15 protein-coding genes are annotated in these 15,515 nt (G+C 65.4%); 6 read left to right on the top strand and 9 right to left on the bottom strand.

Annotation, left to right across the window (positions count from 1 at the left end; translation table 11 throughout):
* Nucleotides 1-112: 112 nt before the first annotated feature.
* Nucleotides 113-859, bottom strand: coding sequence for a signal peptidase I (gene lepB / locus AC630_RS39655; RefSeq protein ID WP_074123778.1), 747 nt, complete (start codon nt 857-859; stop codon nt 113-115).
* 125 nt (nt 860-984) lie between these two features.
* Nucleotides 985-1,824, bottom strand: a complete 840-nt coding sequence (locus AC630_RS39650; RefSeq protein WP_074123777.1) for a LysR family transcriptional regulator — start codon at nt 1,822-1,824, stop codon at nt 985-987.
* A gap of 132 nt (nt 1,825-1,956) precedes the next feature.
* On the opposite strand from AC630_RS39650, the gene AC630_RS39645 reads away from it, so the two are divergent.
* Nucleotides 1,957-2,550 carry a cysteine hydrolase family protein gene (locus AC630_RS39645; RefSeq protein ID WP_074123776.1) on the top strand — a complete coding sequence of 198 codons (594 nt, stop codon included), beginning with the start codon at nt 1,957-1,959 and terminating at the stop codon, nt 2,548-2,550.
* Nucleotides 2,551-2,561: 11 nt separating this feature from the next.
* Entirely contained in the window at nt 2,562-3,191 is a 630-nt protein-coding gene (locus AC630_RS39640; RefSeq protein ID WP_074123775.1) for a glutathione binding-like protein, read from the top strand.
* Nucleotides 3,192-3,306: 115 nt separating this feature from the next.
* Here AC630_RS39640 and AC630_RS39635 read toward each other — a convergent pair whose 3' ends face one another.
* Nucleotides 3,307-4,404 carry a DUF2778 domain-containing protein gene (locus AC630_RS39635; protein ID WP_074123774.1) on the bottom strand — a complete coding sequence of 366 codons (1,098 nt, stop codon included), beginning with the start codon at nt 4,402-4,404 and terminating at the stop codon, nt 3,307-3,309.
* 640 nt (nt 4,405-5,044) lie between these two features.
* On the opposite strand from AC630_RS39635, the gene AC630_RS39630 reads away from it, so the two are divergent.
* Complete coding sequence (locus tag AC630_RS39630; RefSeq protein WP_074123773.1) at nt 5,045-5,566, top strand: FecR domain-containing protein; 522 nt, start codon at nt 5,045-5,047, stop codon at nt 5,564-5,566.
* Between the two features lie 50 nt (nt 5,567-5,616).
* Nucleotides 5,617-7,503: a CHASE2 domain-containing protein gene (locus tag AC630_RS39625; protein WP_074123772.1), complete on the top strand. Its 1,887-nt coding sequence runs from the start codon at nt 5,617-5,619 to the stop codon at nt 7,501-7,503.
* A 104-nt stretch (nt 7,504-7,607) separates the two neighbouring features.
* Here AC630_RS39625 and AC630_RS39620 read toward each other — a convergent pair whose 3' ends face one another.
* The 4 genes from AC630_RS39620 to AC630_RS39605 form a co-directional block, all read right to left on the bottom strand.
* Nucleotides 7,608-9,110 carry a glycosyltransferase family 39 protein gene (locus AC630_RS39620; protein ID WP_074123771.1) on the bottom strand — a complete coding sequence of 501 codons (1,503 nt, stop codon included), beginning with the start codon at nt 9,108-9,110 and terminating at the stop codon, nt 7,608-7,610.
* An 18-nt stretch (nt 9,111-9,128) separates the two neighbouring features.
* Nucleotides 9,129-10,262 carry a glycosyltransferase family 2 protein gene (locus AC630_RS39615; RefSeq protein ID WP_074123770.1) on the bottom strand — a complete coding sequence of 378 codons (1,134 nt, stop codon included), beginning with the start codon at nt 10,260-10,262 and terminating at the stop codon, nt 9,129-9,131.
* Nucleotides 10,263-10,503: 241 nt separating this feature from the next.
* On the bottom strand, nt 10,504-10,701 hold the full coding sequence (locus AC630_RS39610; RefSeq protein WP_074123769.1) for a hypothetical protein: 198 nt from the start codon (nt 10,699-10,701) through the stop codon (nt 10,504-10,506).
* Nucleotides 10,702-10,790: 89 nt separating this feature from the next.
* On the bottom strand, nt 10,791-11,156 hold the full coding sequence (locus tag AC630_RS39605) for a hypothetical protein (RefSeq protein WP_074123768.1): 366 nt from the start codon (nt 11,154-11,156) through the stop codon (nt 10,791-10,793).
* 103 nt (nt 11,157-11,259) lie between these two features.
* Between AC630_RS39605 and AC630_RS39600 the strand changes: the two genes are divergently transcribed.
* Both AC630_RS39600 and AC630_RS39595 read left to right on the top strand, forming a co-directional pair.
* On the top strand, nt 11,260-12,096 hold the full coding sequence (locus tag AC630_RS39600; protein ID WP_143198681.1) for a DUF72 domain-containing protein: 837 nt from the start codon (nt 11,260-11,262) through the stop codon (nt 12,094-12,096).
* 9 nt (nt 12,097-12,105) lie between these two features.
* The gene (locus tag AC630_RS39595) at nt 12,106-12,567 is read left to right on the top strand and encodes a DUF488 domain-containing protein (RefSeq protein ID WP_074123766.1); all 462 of its coding nucleotides are present in this window, start codon (nt 12,106-12,108) and stop codon (nt 12,565-12,567) included.
* 129 nt (nt 12,568-12,696) lie between these two features.
* On the opposite strand, the gene AC630_RS39590 is transcribed toward AC630_RS39595, so the two are convergent.
* Together AC630_RS39590 and AC630_RS39580 are read right to left on the bottom strand one after the other, a co-directional pair.
* Nucleotides 12,697-13,611, bottom strand: coding sequence for a PhzF family phenazine biosynthesis protein (locus tag AC630_RS39590; RefSeq protein ID WP_074123765.1), 915 nt, complete (start codon nt 13,609-13,611; stop codon nt 12,697-12,699).
* Between the two features lie 520 nt (nt 13,612-14,131).
* Entirely contained in the window at nt 14,132-15,439 is a 1,308-nt protein-coding gene (locus tag AC630_RS39580; RefSeq protein WP_074123763.1) for an adenylate/guanylate cyclase domain-containing protein, read from the bottom strand.
* Nucleotides 15,440-15,515 lie beyond the last annotated feature (76 nt).

Here is a 15,515-nt window from a genome sequence, read left to right as displayed (position 1 = left end):
GCTTCCTACTTGCAAGGATGTAGACGTAGTACGCCAAAATATCCGCCTGTGGTTATGGATTCCGGGCTCGCGCTTTGCGCGCCCCGGAATGACGGGGAAGAGACCTCCCCTCTCACCACACCTTCCCCATCCGCTCGAAGCGCGGCTCGCCCTGTTCGTTGAGCGACCAGAAGATCCGCACCGCTCGGCCTAGGAGATTGTCCATCGGCACGAAGCCCATTGCGGTCATCATGCGGCTGTCGGTCGAGTTGTCGCGGTTATCGCCGAGCACGAAGAAATGGCCCGGCGGCACCGTGTAGACGTTGGTATTGTCGAGATAGCCGTTGTCGACGCAGTCGTAGGTCACATAGGACGCGCCGTTCGGCAGCGTCTCGCGCCAGCGCTTGACCTTTGCGCCGGCATCGCCCCCGCAAACGGAGCCGGCGAACACCTCAGGCAGAGGGACCCGCGTCACGAGCTTCTCGTTGAGGAAGAGCTGTCCCCGCCCCATCTGGACGCGATCGCCAGGCAACCCGACCACACGCTTGATATAGTCGACCGAGGTGTCCTTCGGCGAACGAAACACGACGACGTCGCCGTACTCGGGCTGGGCGGCCACGAAACGACCGGAGATTAAGGACGGCGCAAACGGAAACGAATAGCGGCCGTAGCCATAGGCGTATTTGGCAACGAACACGTAATCGCCGACGACCAGCGCCGGCGCCATCGAGCTGGACGGGATGTTGAACGGCTGGAACAGGAAGAAGCGAAACAGGAACGGAGGCGACCACAGCACCGGGATCAGCAGGATCAGGATGACGATCGCCTTCCATTCCCGCGATTGCGCCGACGGCCGGATGGTTTCCTGAAGAGTGGTCATGTGCCTGCCCGATCAAGACTGTAGCCGTCGCGAGAATACGCAACCTTTGCGCGCATGCAATCCCTGCGCTCTCGGGATTTGGTCGCACCGCGCGTGGATCGCGTTCACTCGCAGCCAGGCACCCGTCAGTCGCGCGCAAAATCCCTGAAGCAGTGGCGCACCCATTCGATGGTGAGCCGCGTCGCCGGATCGCGCTTGAGGTGGTTCTGCACCAGCAGCCAGACGTCGCGCCGCCTGGGCAAAAGCGTCGCGCGCAGGCTGCGGTCGGCGAGCAAAGGCCCGGAGCTGTGTTCGGGCAGCACGCCGATGGCCTGATGCGACTGGATCATGGTCCTGATGATGCGGACATTGTCGGTGACGCAGCGAGCATTCGTCAGCCGCTTGGCGCGCAGGAATTGCGCTTCAGGAATGGCGTCGAGCTCGTCCGGATAGACACAGGCGACCGGCTCGCTGCCTGCGCGATCGGCGGGTTCGAAGAAATACAGCCTGACATCGCCAAGCTTCGAGATCGTGAAGTCGCCCTTCTCCGGCTTGCGCAGGCGAATGGCGAGGTCGGCCTGCCAGCGCGAGAACTTGACGTTGCCGCTGGAGGTCAGGAATTGCAGCGTGAGGCCGGGGTGATCGCGCAGGAAGGCGCTGGCGTGTGGCGCCAGCAGCTCTTCGGCGACCGCATTGGTCGAGGCGATGCGCAGGCGGCCGACCGGGCCCGGCTGGCTCTCACCGATGCGATCGATCGCCGCGACATGCGCGGCCATCGCGCTGACATGCTCGAGCACCGCCTCGCAATGACGGGTCGGCCGGCGCAGGCCGTCGACGGCATCGAACAGCGGCACGCCGAGATCGCGCTGGATGCGCGCGAGCCGGCGGCCGACGGTGGTCTCGTCAATGCGCAGCCGCGCGCTGGCGCCGGCATAGGTGCCCTCGTCCCTCACCGCGGCGATGATGCGCAGATCGTCCCAGTTCATCGGCGCGAGCCTAGCAGGCATCGCCGGTCCCTGCAAATATGCAGCCATATGCTGCAATAGTCCTGCACATTGGCAGGCTCCCGCCGCGCTAGGGTTACGTCATCCGATACTCCCTTAGAAGGCCTGACCAGCATGACTGCTCCAAAGACCCTGCTCGAACTTTCCGGCGCCGATCTCAATCCTCCAAAGCTCAGTGATGCCTGCCTCGTGCTGATCGACATCCAGAACGAATATCGCGCCGGCCCGCTGGCGCTGCCGGATGCCGAGCCCGCAATCGCCGCAGCCGCGAACCTGCTCGCGCGAGCACGGCAGAGCGGCGCTGCGATCTTCCATATCGCGCACAAGGGCCGTGCCGGCGGCCTGTTCGACCGCGAGGCCGAGCGCGGCGCGATCGTTGGGAGTCTTACGCCGCTCGCGACCGAGCCCGTGATCGAGAAGGCTCTGCCGAACGCCTTTGCCGGCACCGACCTGCAAGCTCGCTTGGCGGCGACCGGACGCACCAACATCGTGCTGGCGGGTTTCATGACCCACATGTGCGTCAGCTCGACCGCGCGCGCCGCGCTCGACCTCGGCCTGCGTATCACGATCGCGGCCGATGCCTGCGCCACCCGCGACCTGCCCGATGGGCGCGGCGGGACGCTGTCCGCAAGGACCATTCACGAGGTCGCGCTGGCCGAATTGTCGGATCGCTTCGCGATCATCGCGCGCAGCGACGCGCTGGCCTGACGGAGCACGCGATGCTGCAGCTCTATTTCTTTCCGATGGCCTGCTCGCTCGCCAGCCGTATCGCGCTGATGGAGGCCGGCATCGAGGCGCACTATCACCTCGCCCATATATGGACGAAGAAGGTCGTGGACGACGGCAGCGATTTCCGCGGCGTTTCGCCGAAGGGCGCGGTGCCGGTGCTGGTCCTCGAGAGCGGCGAACGGCTGACCGAAAGCGCAGCGGTGCTGCAATACATCGCCGATGTGAAGCCGGAGGCGCGCCTTGCGCCCCGGTTTGGCGATCCCGACCGCTATCGCCTGCAGGAATGGCTAAGCTTCATCGGCGCCGAGATCCACAAGGCGTTCCTGTTCCCGACCTTCTGGTACAAGGATGATGGCTCGCTCGCCAAGCCGCGTGCAAGGATAGCACAGACATTGTCGGTGCCATCAGCGCATCTCGCGGACCGCGAATTCCTCGTCGGTAACCGGTTCACCGTCGCGGATGCCCACCTCACCTGGGCCTTGCTGCTGCTCCGTCCGGCAGGCGTCGACATCGCGCAATGGCCGTCGTTGTCGGCCTACCTCGAACGCATGCAGGCGCGGCCCGCCGTCCGGGGCGCGATCGCGACGGAGATGGCACTACGCAAAACCGTGGTGGCCTGATCGTTTGAGCGTGCACTCCGCACAAACGCATTCCGCGTTTGTCGCGAGGGAAAGCCGCGGGGCACTTTGCGCAAAACGCGGCCCCTTCGGGTCCGGAGCATGCTCCAGCCGCGGATCAGTCGACCCGCGCCAGCACCGCGAGCTTGCGGATACCCTTGTTGCGGTAGGCGTCGAGGAACGCGTAGTAGTCCTTGAACGACACGCAGCCGTTGGAGTCGCCGTTCGGCCCGAGCATGAAGGTGTGGGCGAGCAGGCCGTCGCGACCGTAGATCGCGCTCTCGCCGCCGATCGGGGTCAGGCGCAGCGCCGGCACGCCGTGGAACAGCGCTTCGCGTGGCTTCAGCGTGTAGATGTGCGGCGGCGTCACGCCGCGCATGCGCACGCGTGAGGAGCGCGGATCGTCGAGATTGGAGCCGAGGCCGGAATGCGCCTCGAGCCGGGTGCCGTCGGGCAGATAAACCGTCTTCGCGGTGATGTCGTAGACCGCGGTGTCACGCTCATAGGGCGCGGAGCCACCGAGCATGGGATTCTGCTCCTTCGGCGCGATGGCAGCGGTCACGCTGGCATCGGCCGAGGCATAGGCCAGCAGTCCGCCGGACGGCTCGCGCTTGCCCCAGAGCTTCTCGACCATCGACTGGCGCGGCCCGGTGATCGACATCACCGCCGCCTTGGCGCGATCGGCAAATGACTTCGGCTTCGCCTCGGGCGCCGGCACGATCTGGGCCGGATCCGCCGAGGCCATCTGGACCTGCGCGTCAGCAGCGCGCTTGGCCTTCGCAGCATCCGCGATCTTCGCGGGGCCCTGCGGCTTGATTACTTCCGCGACCTTCGCGATCACGCTCGGCTTCGGCGCGTCCTTCGACGTGTCCTTGGCCTCGGCAACCCTGGTTGCGGGAGCGGCAGACGCGGCGCTGGCCGCATTCGATTCCACGCCCTGCGTCGCAGCCGCGGCAAAGCGCTCGTTGAACATCTCGCGCGAGATCGGCGCGGCGACCTGCAGCCGGTCGGGCAGCAGCGCGAAGGCTTCCTTGATGGCCTCACCCGCATCGCGCAGCGCCACCTTGGGCGCGCGCTTGATCACAGGCTCGTCGTAACCGGTGCTGCCGACGGTCGGATAGACGCTGGCGCCGAGGATGTTGCTGTAGACGGCCCAGCCGGCGCCGAGCACGACGCAGCCGATCGCCGCGGCGCCAAACCAATTGGTGGAGGCCATTGTCCGGGAAGACTTCCGAGAAGATTTGTTGGACTTCCGTGCCGCGTTACTCTGCGCAGCGATACTCGTACTCATTCGCCTTGCGTCCAGGACGGTGTCACTCAGTCCCCCTTCAAAGTGCCGCTGGTCACGATCCGGAAACAGCATCTCGCAGGAGGTCGGAGCGTCATTAAGGCGACTTTTAGTTAAATGCAGATTAAGTTCGGGCGGATGTGGGGCAACTCGGCAACGCTGTCCCATTTCGAGAAAAAAGCCCGCAGAACTACGGACTTAGTCGAAACTGTTAACTATAATTCTCGGCCGGTTCAGCGCGGTGAGCGGGCATCTCCAGCCGCATCCATGACGCACTCAACAACGTCCTTTTCGTGATCATCAAAGCGCCCGATCATAGCGCCGAAGCGTTGCGCGAGGCTGGTGCGCGCTGGCTTGCTTTCAACGCGCGTGACGCGCGGAGCCACGCCGGTCCGCGGCAACGCTCACGCGGCGCGGTGCCCTGACCGAAAGTTGATCGCGCCGGTCTGGAAAAGGCCGCGGCGGCAAAATAGCTGCCACAGCGGCACTTTTCAGGAGACCCAGCCTGCGATACGGTGCCGTATCAACATCGCCTTGAACTGTGCCGAGCACGCAAACGGAGGCTGGCATGAGAGGGATCGCGGGCGCCGGATTTTTTGCTCTGGCGTGGTCGTTCTCGTTGATGGGATACGCGGTCGCGCAGCCTGCCAATGCGGGCTGCACGTCCTCGCCATCCGCCGCCGGCACGCAGACATGGCGCTGCGACAGCGGCATCACCATCGTTGCTGAAAATGGCGCCAGATTTGAACTTAAGGACGCCAACCGCGACGGACATACTGACTCCGTGGAGTTGAGCAGCAAGGCGTTGCTGATCGAGGTGCCGAAGAAGCCCGGCGGCAATCGCTTCAAGGTGCTGACGCCGCAGGCGATCGCCGCGGTGCGCGGCACGAAATGGGCGGTCGATGTCGCCGAGGCCAAGACTGCGGTCTTCGTCGCCGATGGCCGCGTTGGCGTGACCCGCGGGACTCGCGGACGCGGCGTCGTTTTAGGCCCCGGCGAAGGCGTCGACGTGGAAGGGACCGGCCCGTTGACCGTCAAGACATGGGGCCAGCCGCGCGTTGACGCGCTGATGGCAAGACTCGGCCAATAAGGCTGGGTCAATAAGGGCTCGGACAACAGAGCAGATAGCAGTACGACGTAATGAATAGACGCGTTCAGATCCTGGTGGCACTCGTCCTCACCGCGCTGTGGGGCGCGGGCATCTATGCCGCCCACGCCAAGGGTCATCTGCGCTTTCTCGATCGCCTCGAGGCGACGCTGACGGATTGGCGGACCCAGGTCCGCGGCGTGCAGTCTCCACCCGATCTCGTCACCATCGTCGCGATCGACGATACCGTCGTGAAGCGCGGCGGCAGCTATCCGCTGCCGCGCGCCGATCTCGCCCGTGTCGTCGACACCATCGTGCAGTTCAAGCCGAAGGTCATCGCGATCGACCTTTTGCTGGTCGACCGCAGCGCCGCGATCGGAGACGCCACGCTGGCGAACACGCTCGCCACCGGTCCCATCGTCCTCGCCGCCGCGGCGATCTTCCCATCCGCCAGCGAGGCCGTGGCACCGAGCAGCGAAGGCCCCCTCGCCGACCTGCCGCAAGCCGAGCGCTTCCTGCTGCCGCTGCCGGCTTTCGCCGACCACGCAGAGGTCGGCGTCGTCAACGTCGCGACGGGACAATCGGGCTCGCCGCTCTCGGTGCCGATGCTGTTCCGGACGCGCGACCAGGTCGAGCTGTCGTTCCCCTTGCGCGTCGCGGCGCGTGCGCTGGACAAGCCGCTGACGATCGCGCCGGACCATCTCCTGCTCGGCGATCGCGCGGTGCCGACCGACACCGACTTCGCGCTGCCAATCACCTATTACGGTCCGCGCCGAACCATCCGCACCGTAAGCGCGCAAAGCATCTTCGACGGCACACTCAATCGCGCGGCGATCGAGAACCGGATCGTCGTGATCGGCGCCGCGGTTGCCGGCGGCGGCGACTTCTATCCGACGCCGTTCGATTCCCTGATGCCCGGCGTCGAGGTGGTCTCCACCGTGATCACCCATCTCGTCGCCGGCGACAGCATCGTGCGCGACCGCAAGGTTCACATCGCCGACGCGCTTGCCGCGATCCTGCTGCCGGTGCTGCTGGTGGGCCTGCTCGCCTGGCGGCGCAGCGCGCCCGGCCTCGTCGCAGCGGCCGCGCTGATGATCGCATGGACCGGGCTCAATCTGTTCGCGTTCACGCACGGCGTCTGGCTGAACGCCGCGACCACGCTCGCCGCCGCAGTGCCGCCGGTTGCGGTCTTTGCCGGCGTGCAACTGTGGGCGGGAGGCCGCCGCACGCAATATCTCGCGGCCAAGAGCAAATCGCTCGCGCAATTCCAGGCACCCGCAGTGCAGGAATGGCTCGCGCGCGATCCGAATTTCCTGTCGAAGCCGGTCCGGCAAGACGCAGCCGTCGTCTTCATCGATCTCTCCGGCTTCACGGCGCTGAGCGAAAGGATCGATCCGGACGAACTCCAGGATCTCCTCAAGGCGTTTCACGCGCTGATCGACAAGGCCGCGGTCGACTGCGGCGGCATGATCACCGGCTTTCTCGGCGACGGCGCCATGATCCTGTTCGGCCTGCCCAGCGCGATGCCGGATGACGCGGCGCGCGCGCTCAAATGCGCGATCGACCTGCATCGCGGCGTCGAACGCTGGATCGGCAACCTCCCGCCCGCGGTCGGCGGTCGGCTCGGTTTCAAGATCGGCGCGCATTTCGGCCCGATCGTCGCCTCCCGCCTCGGCGAACGCCACCAGCACATCACGGCCACGGGCGATACCGTCAACGTCGCGAGCCGGCTGATGGAGGTCGCCGCCCAGAACGATGCGCGGCTTGCGCTGACCGATACCCTGCTGGAGGCGGCCGACTTCCACGGCGAGCCCGACGGCACTCTGTCAGGCCCCCTGCTCACCCAGGTTCGCGGCCGTTCCGGCGTCGTCACCGTGTGGTTCTGGCGCGACCAGGACGGGCCCAGCCAGGCCGCCACCAGGGCCGAGATGATCGACTGAGGCCGACTAGAGCTTCGTTCCGATAGAATCGGAACGAAGCTCTCGATTCTTGTTTTGACGCGTTTTCTTCACGCGAACCGGCATCCACTTCGCTGGAAAACGCTCTACCGCGCTTCGGGCGGTGGCGAGCGGTCCAGCACGTCGCCCTTGGCGCCTTCCAACAGATCGATGCCGTAGGTCTCGACCACGAGCGGCCCGCGCTTGCGCTGCAACTCGGCGACCCGCGTCACCTGCGCAAAGAGGTCGTTGAGGAACGGGTGGCCGTCGGGGCGAAGCTCATCGACGTAGAGCAGCTTGCCCGCAAGCAGCTTCGGATCGGGCTCGGGCACGTTGACCCAGCGGATGCGCTGGTTCTGCTGCACCACGCAGGTGCCGCGCGGCAGATAGAAGGCGAGCCAGCCCGTGGTGCCGTAGTCCGACGCAAGCACGCAGGTCGCACCAACGCGCACGCGCACGGCCTCGATCTCGGCGGCGAGCTCGCGCCAGCCGACGCCGACGCTGCGCACGGTCGCATCGCGGCGATAGCCGGATAGCCAGCCCGTATTGGCCTGCACGATGAGCGCCGCAAACATCACGATGCCAACGGGCGCGGCCCAGCGCAGGCAGAAGTCCGCCAGGCGCCGCTCGCGTGGCCTCCACTGCACGAGATTGGCGGCGGCGGCCGCGGCGACGACGAAGGGCGGATAGACCGGCGCGAACCAGTTGGCCTCGACGCGCGCATGCAGCGAATGCCAGACGAAATAGGCGACGATGGTCCAGAACATCGTCTCGATCAGCACGCGCGAGGCCAGCGCGCCGGCCCTGCGCCAGGTCAGCGCGTGCAGGCCCATCGCGCCGAGGATGAAGACGAGCGGCGTTGCGAACGCGATCTGGGTCGGGATCAGCTCGGCGATGAAAACGGGGCGGAAATCCTCGATCTTCGCGCGCCCGAGCTGCTTTGCGAACGAGACCCATTGATGATCCGCATTCCAGAGGATCACCGGCGCGAACAATGCCAGGGCAACGAGGCCGCCGAGATAGGGCCAGGGCGAGAGAAACCAGCGCCTGAGCTTCGGCACCGCCGCGAGCCAGATCAGGATCGCAGCGCCAAAGAACATCGCGGTGTATTTCGACAGCAGTGCCGCGCCGACCGCTGCGCCGACCGCGAGCCACCAGACGCCACGACCGGTTTCCAGGACCTTTGCGAGAAAGAACAGCACGAAGCTGGAGGCAACCAGCAGCGGCGCATCCGGCGTCACGATCAGCGTGCCGACGGAGGCCATCATCGTCACGTTGAGCAGGATCGCGCTGGTCGCGGCCACGCGCGCGCCGCCGAACAGGATCGCGGCGGAGCGATAGATCGCATAGCTCATCGGCAGCGCGAGCAGGATCGAGACCAGACGGACGCCGAGCTCGGTATCGCCGGCGATCATGGTGCCGGCACGGATCACATAGGCGACCATCGGCGGGTGGTCGTAATAACCGCCCGCCAGGCTCTTCGACCACATCCAGTAATAGGCTTCGTCGAAGGTAATCGGAGTGAACGCCGCCGCGACGAGCCGCAAGCCTACCAGCGCGAGAATCACCAGCGCCGTATTGCGGACGATCCGCGCGTCAGCCCCGCCCATAACAGATTCCTTGGCGCGCTATTTCTTGCGCCAGACGAACAGTCCGGACATCGCGTAGTTCCACACCACGCCCATCAGCGCGCCGGCCATGCCGGCCAGCCACCAGATAGGCTCCTGGTCGTAGACGGAGAAGGCGACGCCGACATTGGCGAGCAGGCCGACGCTGCACACGATGTAGAACGCGATCAGGCCACGCAGCAGCGCAAAGCCCTTCAGCCGCTGGTCGCGATAGGTGAGGAAATTGTTGAGGATGAAATTGCTGGTCATCGCGACGAGCGCGCCTGCGGCCTGCGCCTCCGCGAACGGCAGCTTGATCACTTCAAGCGCGATGAACAGGGTCGTCAGATGCACCACCAGGCCGAGGCCGCCGACCATCGCGAACAGGATGAAGCGCAGCGAGACGATGTCGTTAGTCAGCTTGGCCAGCACCAGGCCAAGGAAGTCGAGCGCCACCATGGAGTCAAGCTTGCTCTCGCCGTGCTGACGGGCGCCGAAAGTGTAGGGAACCTCAACCGCGCGCAACGTGCCGTGCGCGGTGGCGACGAAGTCGAGCAGGATCTTGAAGCCGTGCACCGACAGTTTTGGCGCGAGTTGCTCGAAACGGTCGCGGCGGACCATGAAGAAGCCACTCATGGGATCGGCAATCTCGACCCGCAGCATCTTCTTTGCGAGCTCGGTCGCCAGCGCGCTCGCGCCGGCGCGCTGCTTGTTGAAACCTTCGCTCTTGTAGCCCTCGATGTAGCGGCTGCCGACGACGAGATCGGCCTTCCCGCTCACGAGCAGCGAGAGCATCTTCGGCAGCTGCGTCTCGTCATGCTGGAGGTCAGCGTCGATCACCGCCGCATAGGGCGCGCTGGAGGCCAGGATGCCTTCGATGCAGGCGCCCGACAGGCCGCGGCGGCCGATGCGGCGGACACAGCGCACGCGGTTGTCGCGCTGGGCCAGCGCGCGCACGACGTCCCAGGTGCCGTCGGGAGAATTGTCATCGACGAACACGACTTCCCAGGTGATGCCGGCCAGCACCGCCTCCAGCCGCCGGTACAGCACCGTGACATTGTCGCGCTCGTTGAAGGTCGGGACGACGACCGACAATACCGGCGCCTCTTGAGCCTGCGGCGGGCTGCCGGAGCCCGGTCTGATCGCTTCATTCATGACGGCAGCGTATATCTGCCGCGTCCTGCGCTGCCAAGCCGGGGGTCTCGGGGGAACGGCCCAAAAGGGGCCCTAAAATGCCAACGACCCCGGAATGGCGAGCCGCGCGTACATCCGGCGCAAGCCCAAGCTATTCCAAGGTCGTTCCGGCGCCGGAGCTCATCGCTCGACGTCGCCGTTAACACCAAGATAGGAACGATAAAACCGCTTTGCAAGGGGCGAAAGAGGCCTTTTCGGGCCCTTATTGGTTGGGCACTTCCCGGATCACCGGGCCTCGCGGCGCGGGTGTGGCAGGGGCTGCGGGCGCCGCGGCAGGCTCGGCTTTCGCCGGCTTGGGCGGCTTGCCGTACTGGCCGATGGGCCCGAAGACGACGGCGACCGCGAGCACGATCGCCGCGACGATCGCGCCCAGAATGCCACCCACCGACTCAGACGACATGAAAGTCCATCCCTGCTCCAGATGCCCCCAGTGATACCATGGATGAGCGCGCAGCCGGAAGGGCTCCCGGCCCGCATCGGTTAATGGGACTACTTCTGCGGCGGCCGGTGCTTGACGAAGGCCGTCACGATATCCTTCTGCGCCGACTCGACCGCCCTGTTCGCCGTGGCGAGATGGGCGCCAGCGTCGATGTTCGGATATTGCGTGGTGAGATAGTCGAGCAAGGCGACCCGGTAATATTGCCGCTCCGACGGACAGGCACTGGCGACCGAGCGGCCAAAATCCTGTTCCGACAGGCCCTGATTGCTGTCGCGCGAATATTCCCGTGACAGGCAATGCCAGTAATCGTCGCGGCCCTGCATGGCGAGCTTCTGCGCGCCCTTGGCATCGTCATCGTCAGCCATGGCAGCAGATGTCATCACGACGAGCGCCGCTCCCACCATCAGCATCCGCATCTTGTTCTCCTTCTTCGCGGGTCCCGTCGCGAGCTTAGACGGGACGGGCCAACTGGCCAATCACATCTGGTTTGATTAGGATGACGCCTCTCCCTCCCCGTCGATGCGAGATCCTCCTGTGGCCAAAGCAAAAACCGCGTCCAAAAAATCCGGCAACATCTTCATCGGTATCGGCGGCTGGACCTTCGAGCCTTGGCGCGGCGTGTTCTATCCGGAGAAGCTGACGCAGGCGAAGGAGCTGTCCTACGCTGCGTCGAAGCTGACCTCGATCGAGATCAACGGCACCTATTACGGCTCGCAGAAGCCGGAGAGCTTTCGCAAATGGGCGAGCGAGGTGCCGGATGGTTTCGTGTTCTCGGTGAAGGGGCCGCGATTCGCCACCAACCGCCGCGTGCTCGCCGAGGCCGGCGATTCCATCAAGCGGTTCTATGATTCCGGCGTGCTGGAGCTCGGCGACCGTCTTGGGCCCGTGCTGTGGCAATTCGCGCCGACGAAGAAGTTCGACGGCGCCGATTTCGGCAAGTTCCTGGAGCTGCTGCCGCGCAAGCTCGAGGGACGGGCGCTGCGTCATGTCGTCGAAGTCCGCCACGACAGTTTCTGCACACCGGATTTCGTCGCGCTGATCCGCGAGTTCGAGACGCCGGTGGTGTTCGCCGAGCATGGCAAATATCCGGCGATCGCGGACGTCGCCGGCGATTTTGTCTATGCCCGGCTCCAGAAGGGCAATGACGAGATCAAGACCTGCTATCCGCCGAAGGAGCTCGACGCGTGGAGCAAGCGGTTTCAGGCCTGGGCTGAGGGAAGTGAACCGGACGACCTGCCGAAAGTTGACAAGGCCAAACCGAAGAAGGAGCCGCGCGACGTGTTCGCCTACGTGATCCACGAGGGCAAGGTGCGCGCGCCAGAGGGCGCGATGGAACTGATCGCGCGCGTGAGCTGAGGGTAGCTCATGGCAAAGGCGAAGAAGCTCTTCACCATCGGTTATGAGCAGACGCCTCCCAAGGCTGTGCTGGACGAGCTGGAACGGGCCGGCGTCAAGCTCGTGGTCGACGTGCGCGCAGTGACCTCCTCGCGCCGGCCGGGCTTTTCCAAGAAGCAGCTTTCCGCAGGCCTCGACGAGCGTGGCATCGCCTATGTCCATCTCGCAGCGCTCGGCACGCCGAAGGAGGGCCGCCTCGCCGCCCGCAGCGGGCAATACGACGTGCTGGAGAAGATCTACGCAAAACACCTGAAGACGCCGCAGGCCAGGGAGGAGATGGACGAACTCTCGGCACTGGTGAACAAGGCCGGTCCCGTCTGCCTGCTCTGCTACGAGCGCGACCACACCCACTGTCACCGCCAGATGATCGCGGAGATCATCGAGGAGCGGGATGGCGTGGCGGTGAAGAATTTGGCGGGGCGGCAGGTGTAGCTGGCTCTGCCGTCATTCCGGGGCGCGACGAAGTCGCGAGCCCGGAATCCATTCATCCGCCGTCTCTGCCGCCCGATGGATTCCGGGCTCAGCGCTTCGCGCTGCCCCGGAATGACGAGCTGAGAGAACTCAGCCCTCCCCCGCGAGCCGAAACGTCCCTTCCATCATCGGCACGCAATTGCCGCCGACATGGGCGGAGACGATCTTGCCATCCTGCTTGCGCACGCGCGTCAGGAGCAGGCTCGGCCGGCCCATGTCGAAGCCCTGACCGACTGTGAGCTTCAATTCGCCGTCACGCATGGGATCGAGATCGGCGAATAGGGCAGCCGCGGCAACCGTCGCGCTGCCAGTGGCGGGATCCTCCGCAAGGCCGCTGGCGCCGCGCATGAACATCCGCGCCTGCCGCTCGCAAGGCGCCTCCGCCGCGGGCACATCGCGGGTATAGAACCAGGCCGCGAAGGCTCCGTCGCGCGGAAATACCTTGCCGAAGGCCGCCGCATCGGGCCTCGCCCGCTTGAGCGCATCGCGCGAAGGCAGCTCAATCACCAGAAATGGCGTTCCAACGCCGACGATCTGCGGCGCGTGACGGTCGACTTTGACGTCCTCTGCATTGAGCGAAATGCAGCTTGCAGCATCAGCCGCAGACAATTGCGACAAACGCGCCAAGGGCTGCGGCGCTGTGAGCTCGGTGCTGATCACCCGGCCCTGCTCTCTCCGAATGTCGACCGGGACCAGCCCGGCCTTCTCCTCGAATAGAAGGCGCGGCTTCGGCTCCTTCGCCATCGTTGCCAGCACGAACGCGGTGCCGACATTGGGATGGCCGGCGAAGGGCAGCTCCCTGACCGGCGTGAAGATGCGCACCTCGGCATCATGGGCCTTGTCGCGCGGCGGCAGCACGAAGGTGGTCTCGGAATAGTTGAATTCGGTCGCGATGGCCTGCATCTGCTGTGTGGAAAGCCCGACGGCGTCGAGCACCACAGCGAGCGGATTGCCGCCGAAGGCGCGGTCGGTGAACACGTCGACGGTGATGTAGCGGCGCTGCATCGCTGGTTTCCTCTACGCATGGCAGCCGCGACCGGCCGCATCGCGCGGCAGTCTACAAGCCGGCGATATCGTCCGTCATGCCCCAAAATTCGGAGCATTCGGAGCAATCATGAATGGGGTTTGCAAGCTTGCGCCGACTTACATTGCGCACGTTGCTCGCGACGCCGGGCTGGCGAACTTGGCCAGCCCGGCTTCCGCTAGCTTCGATCGTCAGTTGGTCATCTTGGGCACGCAAGGCGGCTGTTTGTAGGGTGCAGAGGCAAACGCGCCTTCCGCAGGAGCCCTGACGCAATCCGCTGTCGCGTGGGCTACAGCGCGCCGCGGGGTGACGTCGCGCGCGGCTGCGGCCTGGATTTGATAGACGGAAGCAGCAATCAGGGCGGCTGAAACAAGGGTCAATCGGGTCATTGGTTTTCTCCGCGTGACAAACGGAAGCCGATGTTTCGGCTTCCACAATGCAAGAGCGGAAAACGCCGCGAGATATTTCATCACTGAAACGCGAGGTTCTTGCGAACCTGCCCTAACCCAGCTGAAACACCGCCACCTTCTGCTCGTAGCCACGTACCTCGACCTCGCCGAGCGGGACGGCGTCGTTGCCATCATCGCCGAGCGCCTCGCGCACGGATGCGGAGATCAGGAGCTGCGAGCCGAACTCCTTGTTCAGCGCTTCCAGCCGCGAGGCGAAGTTCACGGTGTCGCCGATGACGGTGTATTCCTTGCGACGGGGTGAGCCGATATTGCCGGCGACGACCTCGCCGAAATGGATGCCGATGCCGATCCGAAGCGGCCAGCTCGTCTGCGCGTTGATGCGGTCCATCGCGGTCAGCATCTCGCGGCCGGCGGCGACGGCGCGATGCGCGGCGTCGGAGGCCTCCAGCGGCGCACCGAACAAGGCCAGGAAGCCATCACCGAGAAACTTGTTCACGATGCCGCCTTCGCGATCGAGGATGTCGACCAGAACGGCGAAGGCGCCGTCGAGACGATCGACCACCTCCTGCGGCGTACGCGACTGCGCGCCAGCAGTGAAGCCCCGGAAATCGACGAACATCACGGCGACGCGGCGGACGTCGCCGCCCGCGCTCGTTCCCGCCGCCATCAGCCGATCCACCACCTGCGGGGAGACGTGCTGGCCGAACAGGTCCGTCACCTGGTCGCGCGCGGTCGCCGCCGCAATGCTCGCGGCAAACTGGCGGCGGAGCCGCGCGCCGACCGCGCCTGCGAGCACGCCGCAAATCAGGATGATGGTGCTGCGCACCGCGTGGAAATAGATCTGCGGCTCGCCGGCGCCGCTCTCGGGATCGAAGATCAGCGCGACGGCAAGCAGCTCGGCCGCGGCGACGAAGCCGGTGAAGGTGGACAGCCAGAAATCGAGCCGCAAGGTCGAGAGAATGACGAAGATGAAATAGAACAGCGGCACGGTGAAGCCGAGCGCCTCGCTCGCGCCCATGGTCCGGATCTGCAGGAGCAGGATCACCGTCGGCAGCGACGTCTCGATCAGGGCGCCGATATAGCGCCTGATCGCCGGCAGGTCGCGACCGAGGCGGAGGTTCTTCCTGATCTGGGTGTGGACCCAGACCTCGAACAGGATGAAGCCGGTCAACAGACCATAAATCTCGGCAAGCCCCCGCGTGCCTTGCCAGACGCGCTCCACCGCGGAGGAATCGACGAGATAGATCGCGGTGAGGAGGACGGCCATAACGCAGCCCGTGATGATCAGCGCCCGCACCCGCATGAGCTCGGTGCGCAGCATCTCCCGCGTCAACTCGCGCTCGAAATCCTCGGACATCGCGGCATGCCGCCGGGCCTTCCTGCTCGCAAAGCTGATCATGATCTCCTCTGGTCATTCCGGGGCGATGCGACGGCATCGACCCGGAATCTCGAGATTCTCAGGTGCGCAATTGCGC

Origin of the sequence: Bradyrhizobium sp. AS23.2 (assembly GCF_001908185.1) — a bacterium.
Classification (GTDB): domain Bacteria; phylum Pseudomonadota; class Alphaproteobacteria; order Rhizobiales; family Xanthobacteraceae; genus Bradyrhizobium.
This window is presented reverse-complemented; position numbering and strand designations above follow the sequence as displayed.

Coding starts and splice junctions, on each gene's coding strand:
- lepB (WP_074123778.1), bottom strand. CDS start 859: ATGACCACTCTTCAGGAAACCATCCGGCCGTCGGCGCAATCGCGGGAA.
- AC630_RS39650 (WP_074123777.1), bottom strand. CDS start 1,824: ATGAACTGGGACGATCTGCGCATCATCGCCGCGGTGAGGGACGAGGGC.
- AC630_RS39645 (WP_074123776.1), top strand. CDS start 1,957: ATGACTGCTCCAAAGACCCTGCTCGAACTTTCCGGCGCCGATCTCAAT.
- AC630_RS39640 (WP_074123775.1), top strand. CDS start 2,562: ATGCTGCAGCTCTATTTCTTTCCGATGGCCTGCTCGCTCGCCAGCCGT.
- AC630_RS39635 (WP_074123774.1), bottom strand. CDS start 4,404: ATGGCCTCCACCAATTGGTTTGGCGCCGCGGCGATCGGCTGCGTCGTG.
- AC630_RS39630 (WP_074123773.1), top strand. CDS start 5,045: ATGAGAGGGATCGCGGGCGCCGGATTTTTTGCTCTGGCGTGGTCGTTC.
- AC630_RS39625 (WP_074123772.1), top strand. CDS start 5,617: ATGAATAGACGCGTTCAGATCCTGGTGGCACTCGTCCTCACCGCGCTG.
- AC630_RS39620 (WP_074123771.1), bottom strand. CDS start 9,110: ATGGGCGGGGCTGACGCGCGGATCGTCCGCAATACGGCGCTGGTGATT.
- AC630_RS39615 (WP_074123770.1), bottom strand. CDS start 10,262: ATGAATGAAGCGATCAGACCGGGCTCCGGCAGCCCGCCGCAGGCTCAA.
- AC630_RS39610 (WP_074123769.1), bottom strand. CDS start 10,701: ATGTCGTCTGAGTCGGTGGGTGGCATTCTGGGCGCGATCGTCGCGGCG.
- AC630_RS39605 (WP_074123768.1), bottom strand. CDS start 11,156: ATGCGGATGCTGATGGTGGGAGCGGCGCTCGTCGTGATGACATCTGCT.
- AC630_RS39600 (WP_143198681.1), top strand. CDS start 11,260: ATGCGAGATCCTCCTGTGGCCAAAGCAAAAACCGCGTCCAAAAAATCC.
- AC630_RS39595 (WP_074123766.1), top strand. CDS start 12,106: ATGGCAAAGGCGAAGAAGCTCTTCACCATCGGTTATGAGCAGACGCCT.
- AC630_RS39590 (WP_074123765.1), bottom strand. CDS start 13,611: ATGCAGCGCCGCTACATCACCGTCGACGTGTTCACCGACCGCGCCTTC.
- AC630_RS39580 (WP_074123763.1), bottom strand. CDS start 15,439: ATGATCAGCTTTGCGAGCAGGAAGGCCCGGCGGCATGCCGCGATGTCC.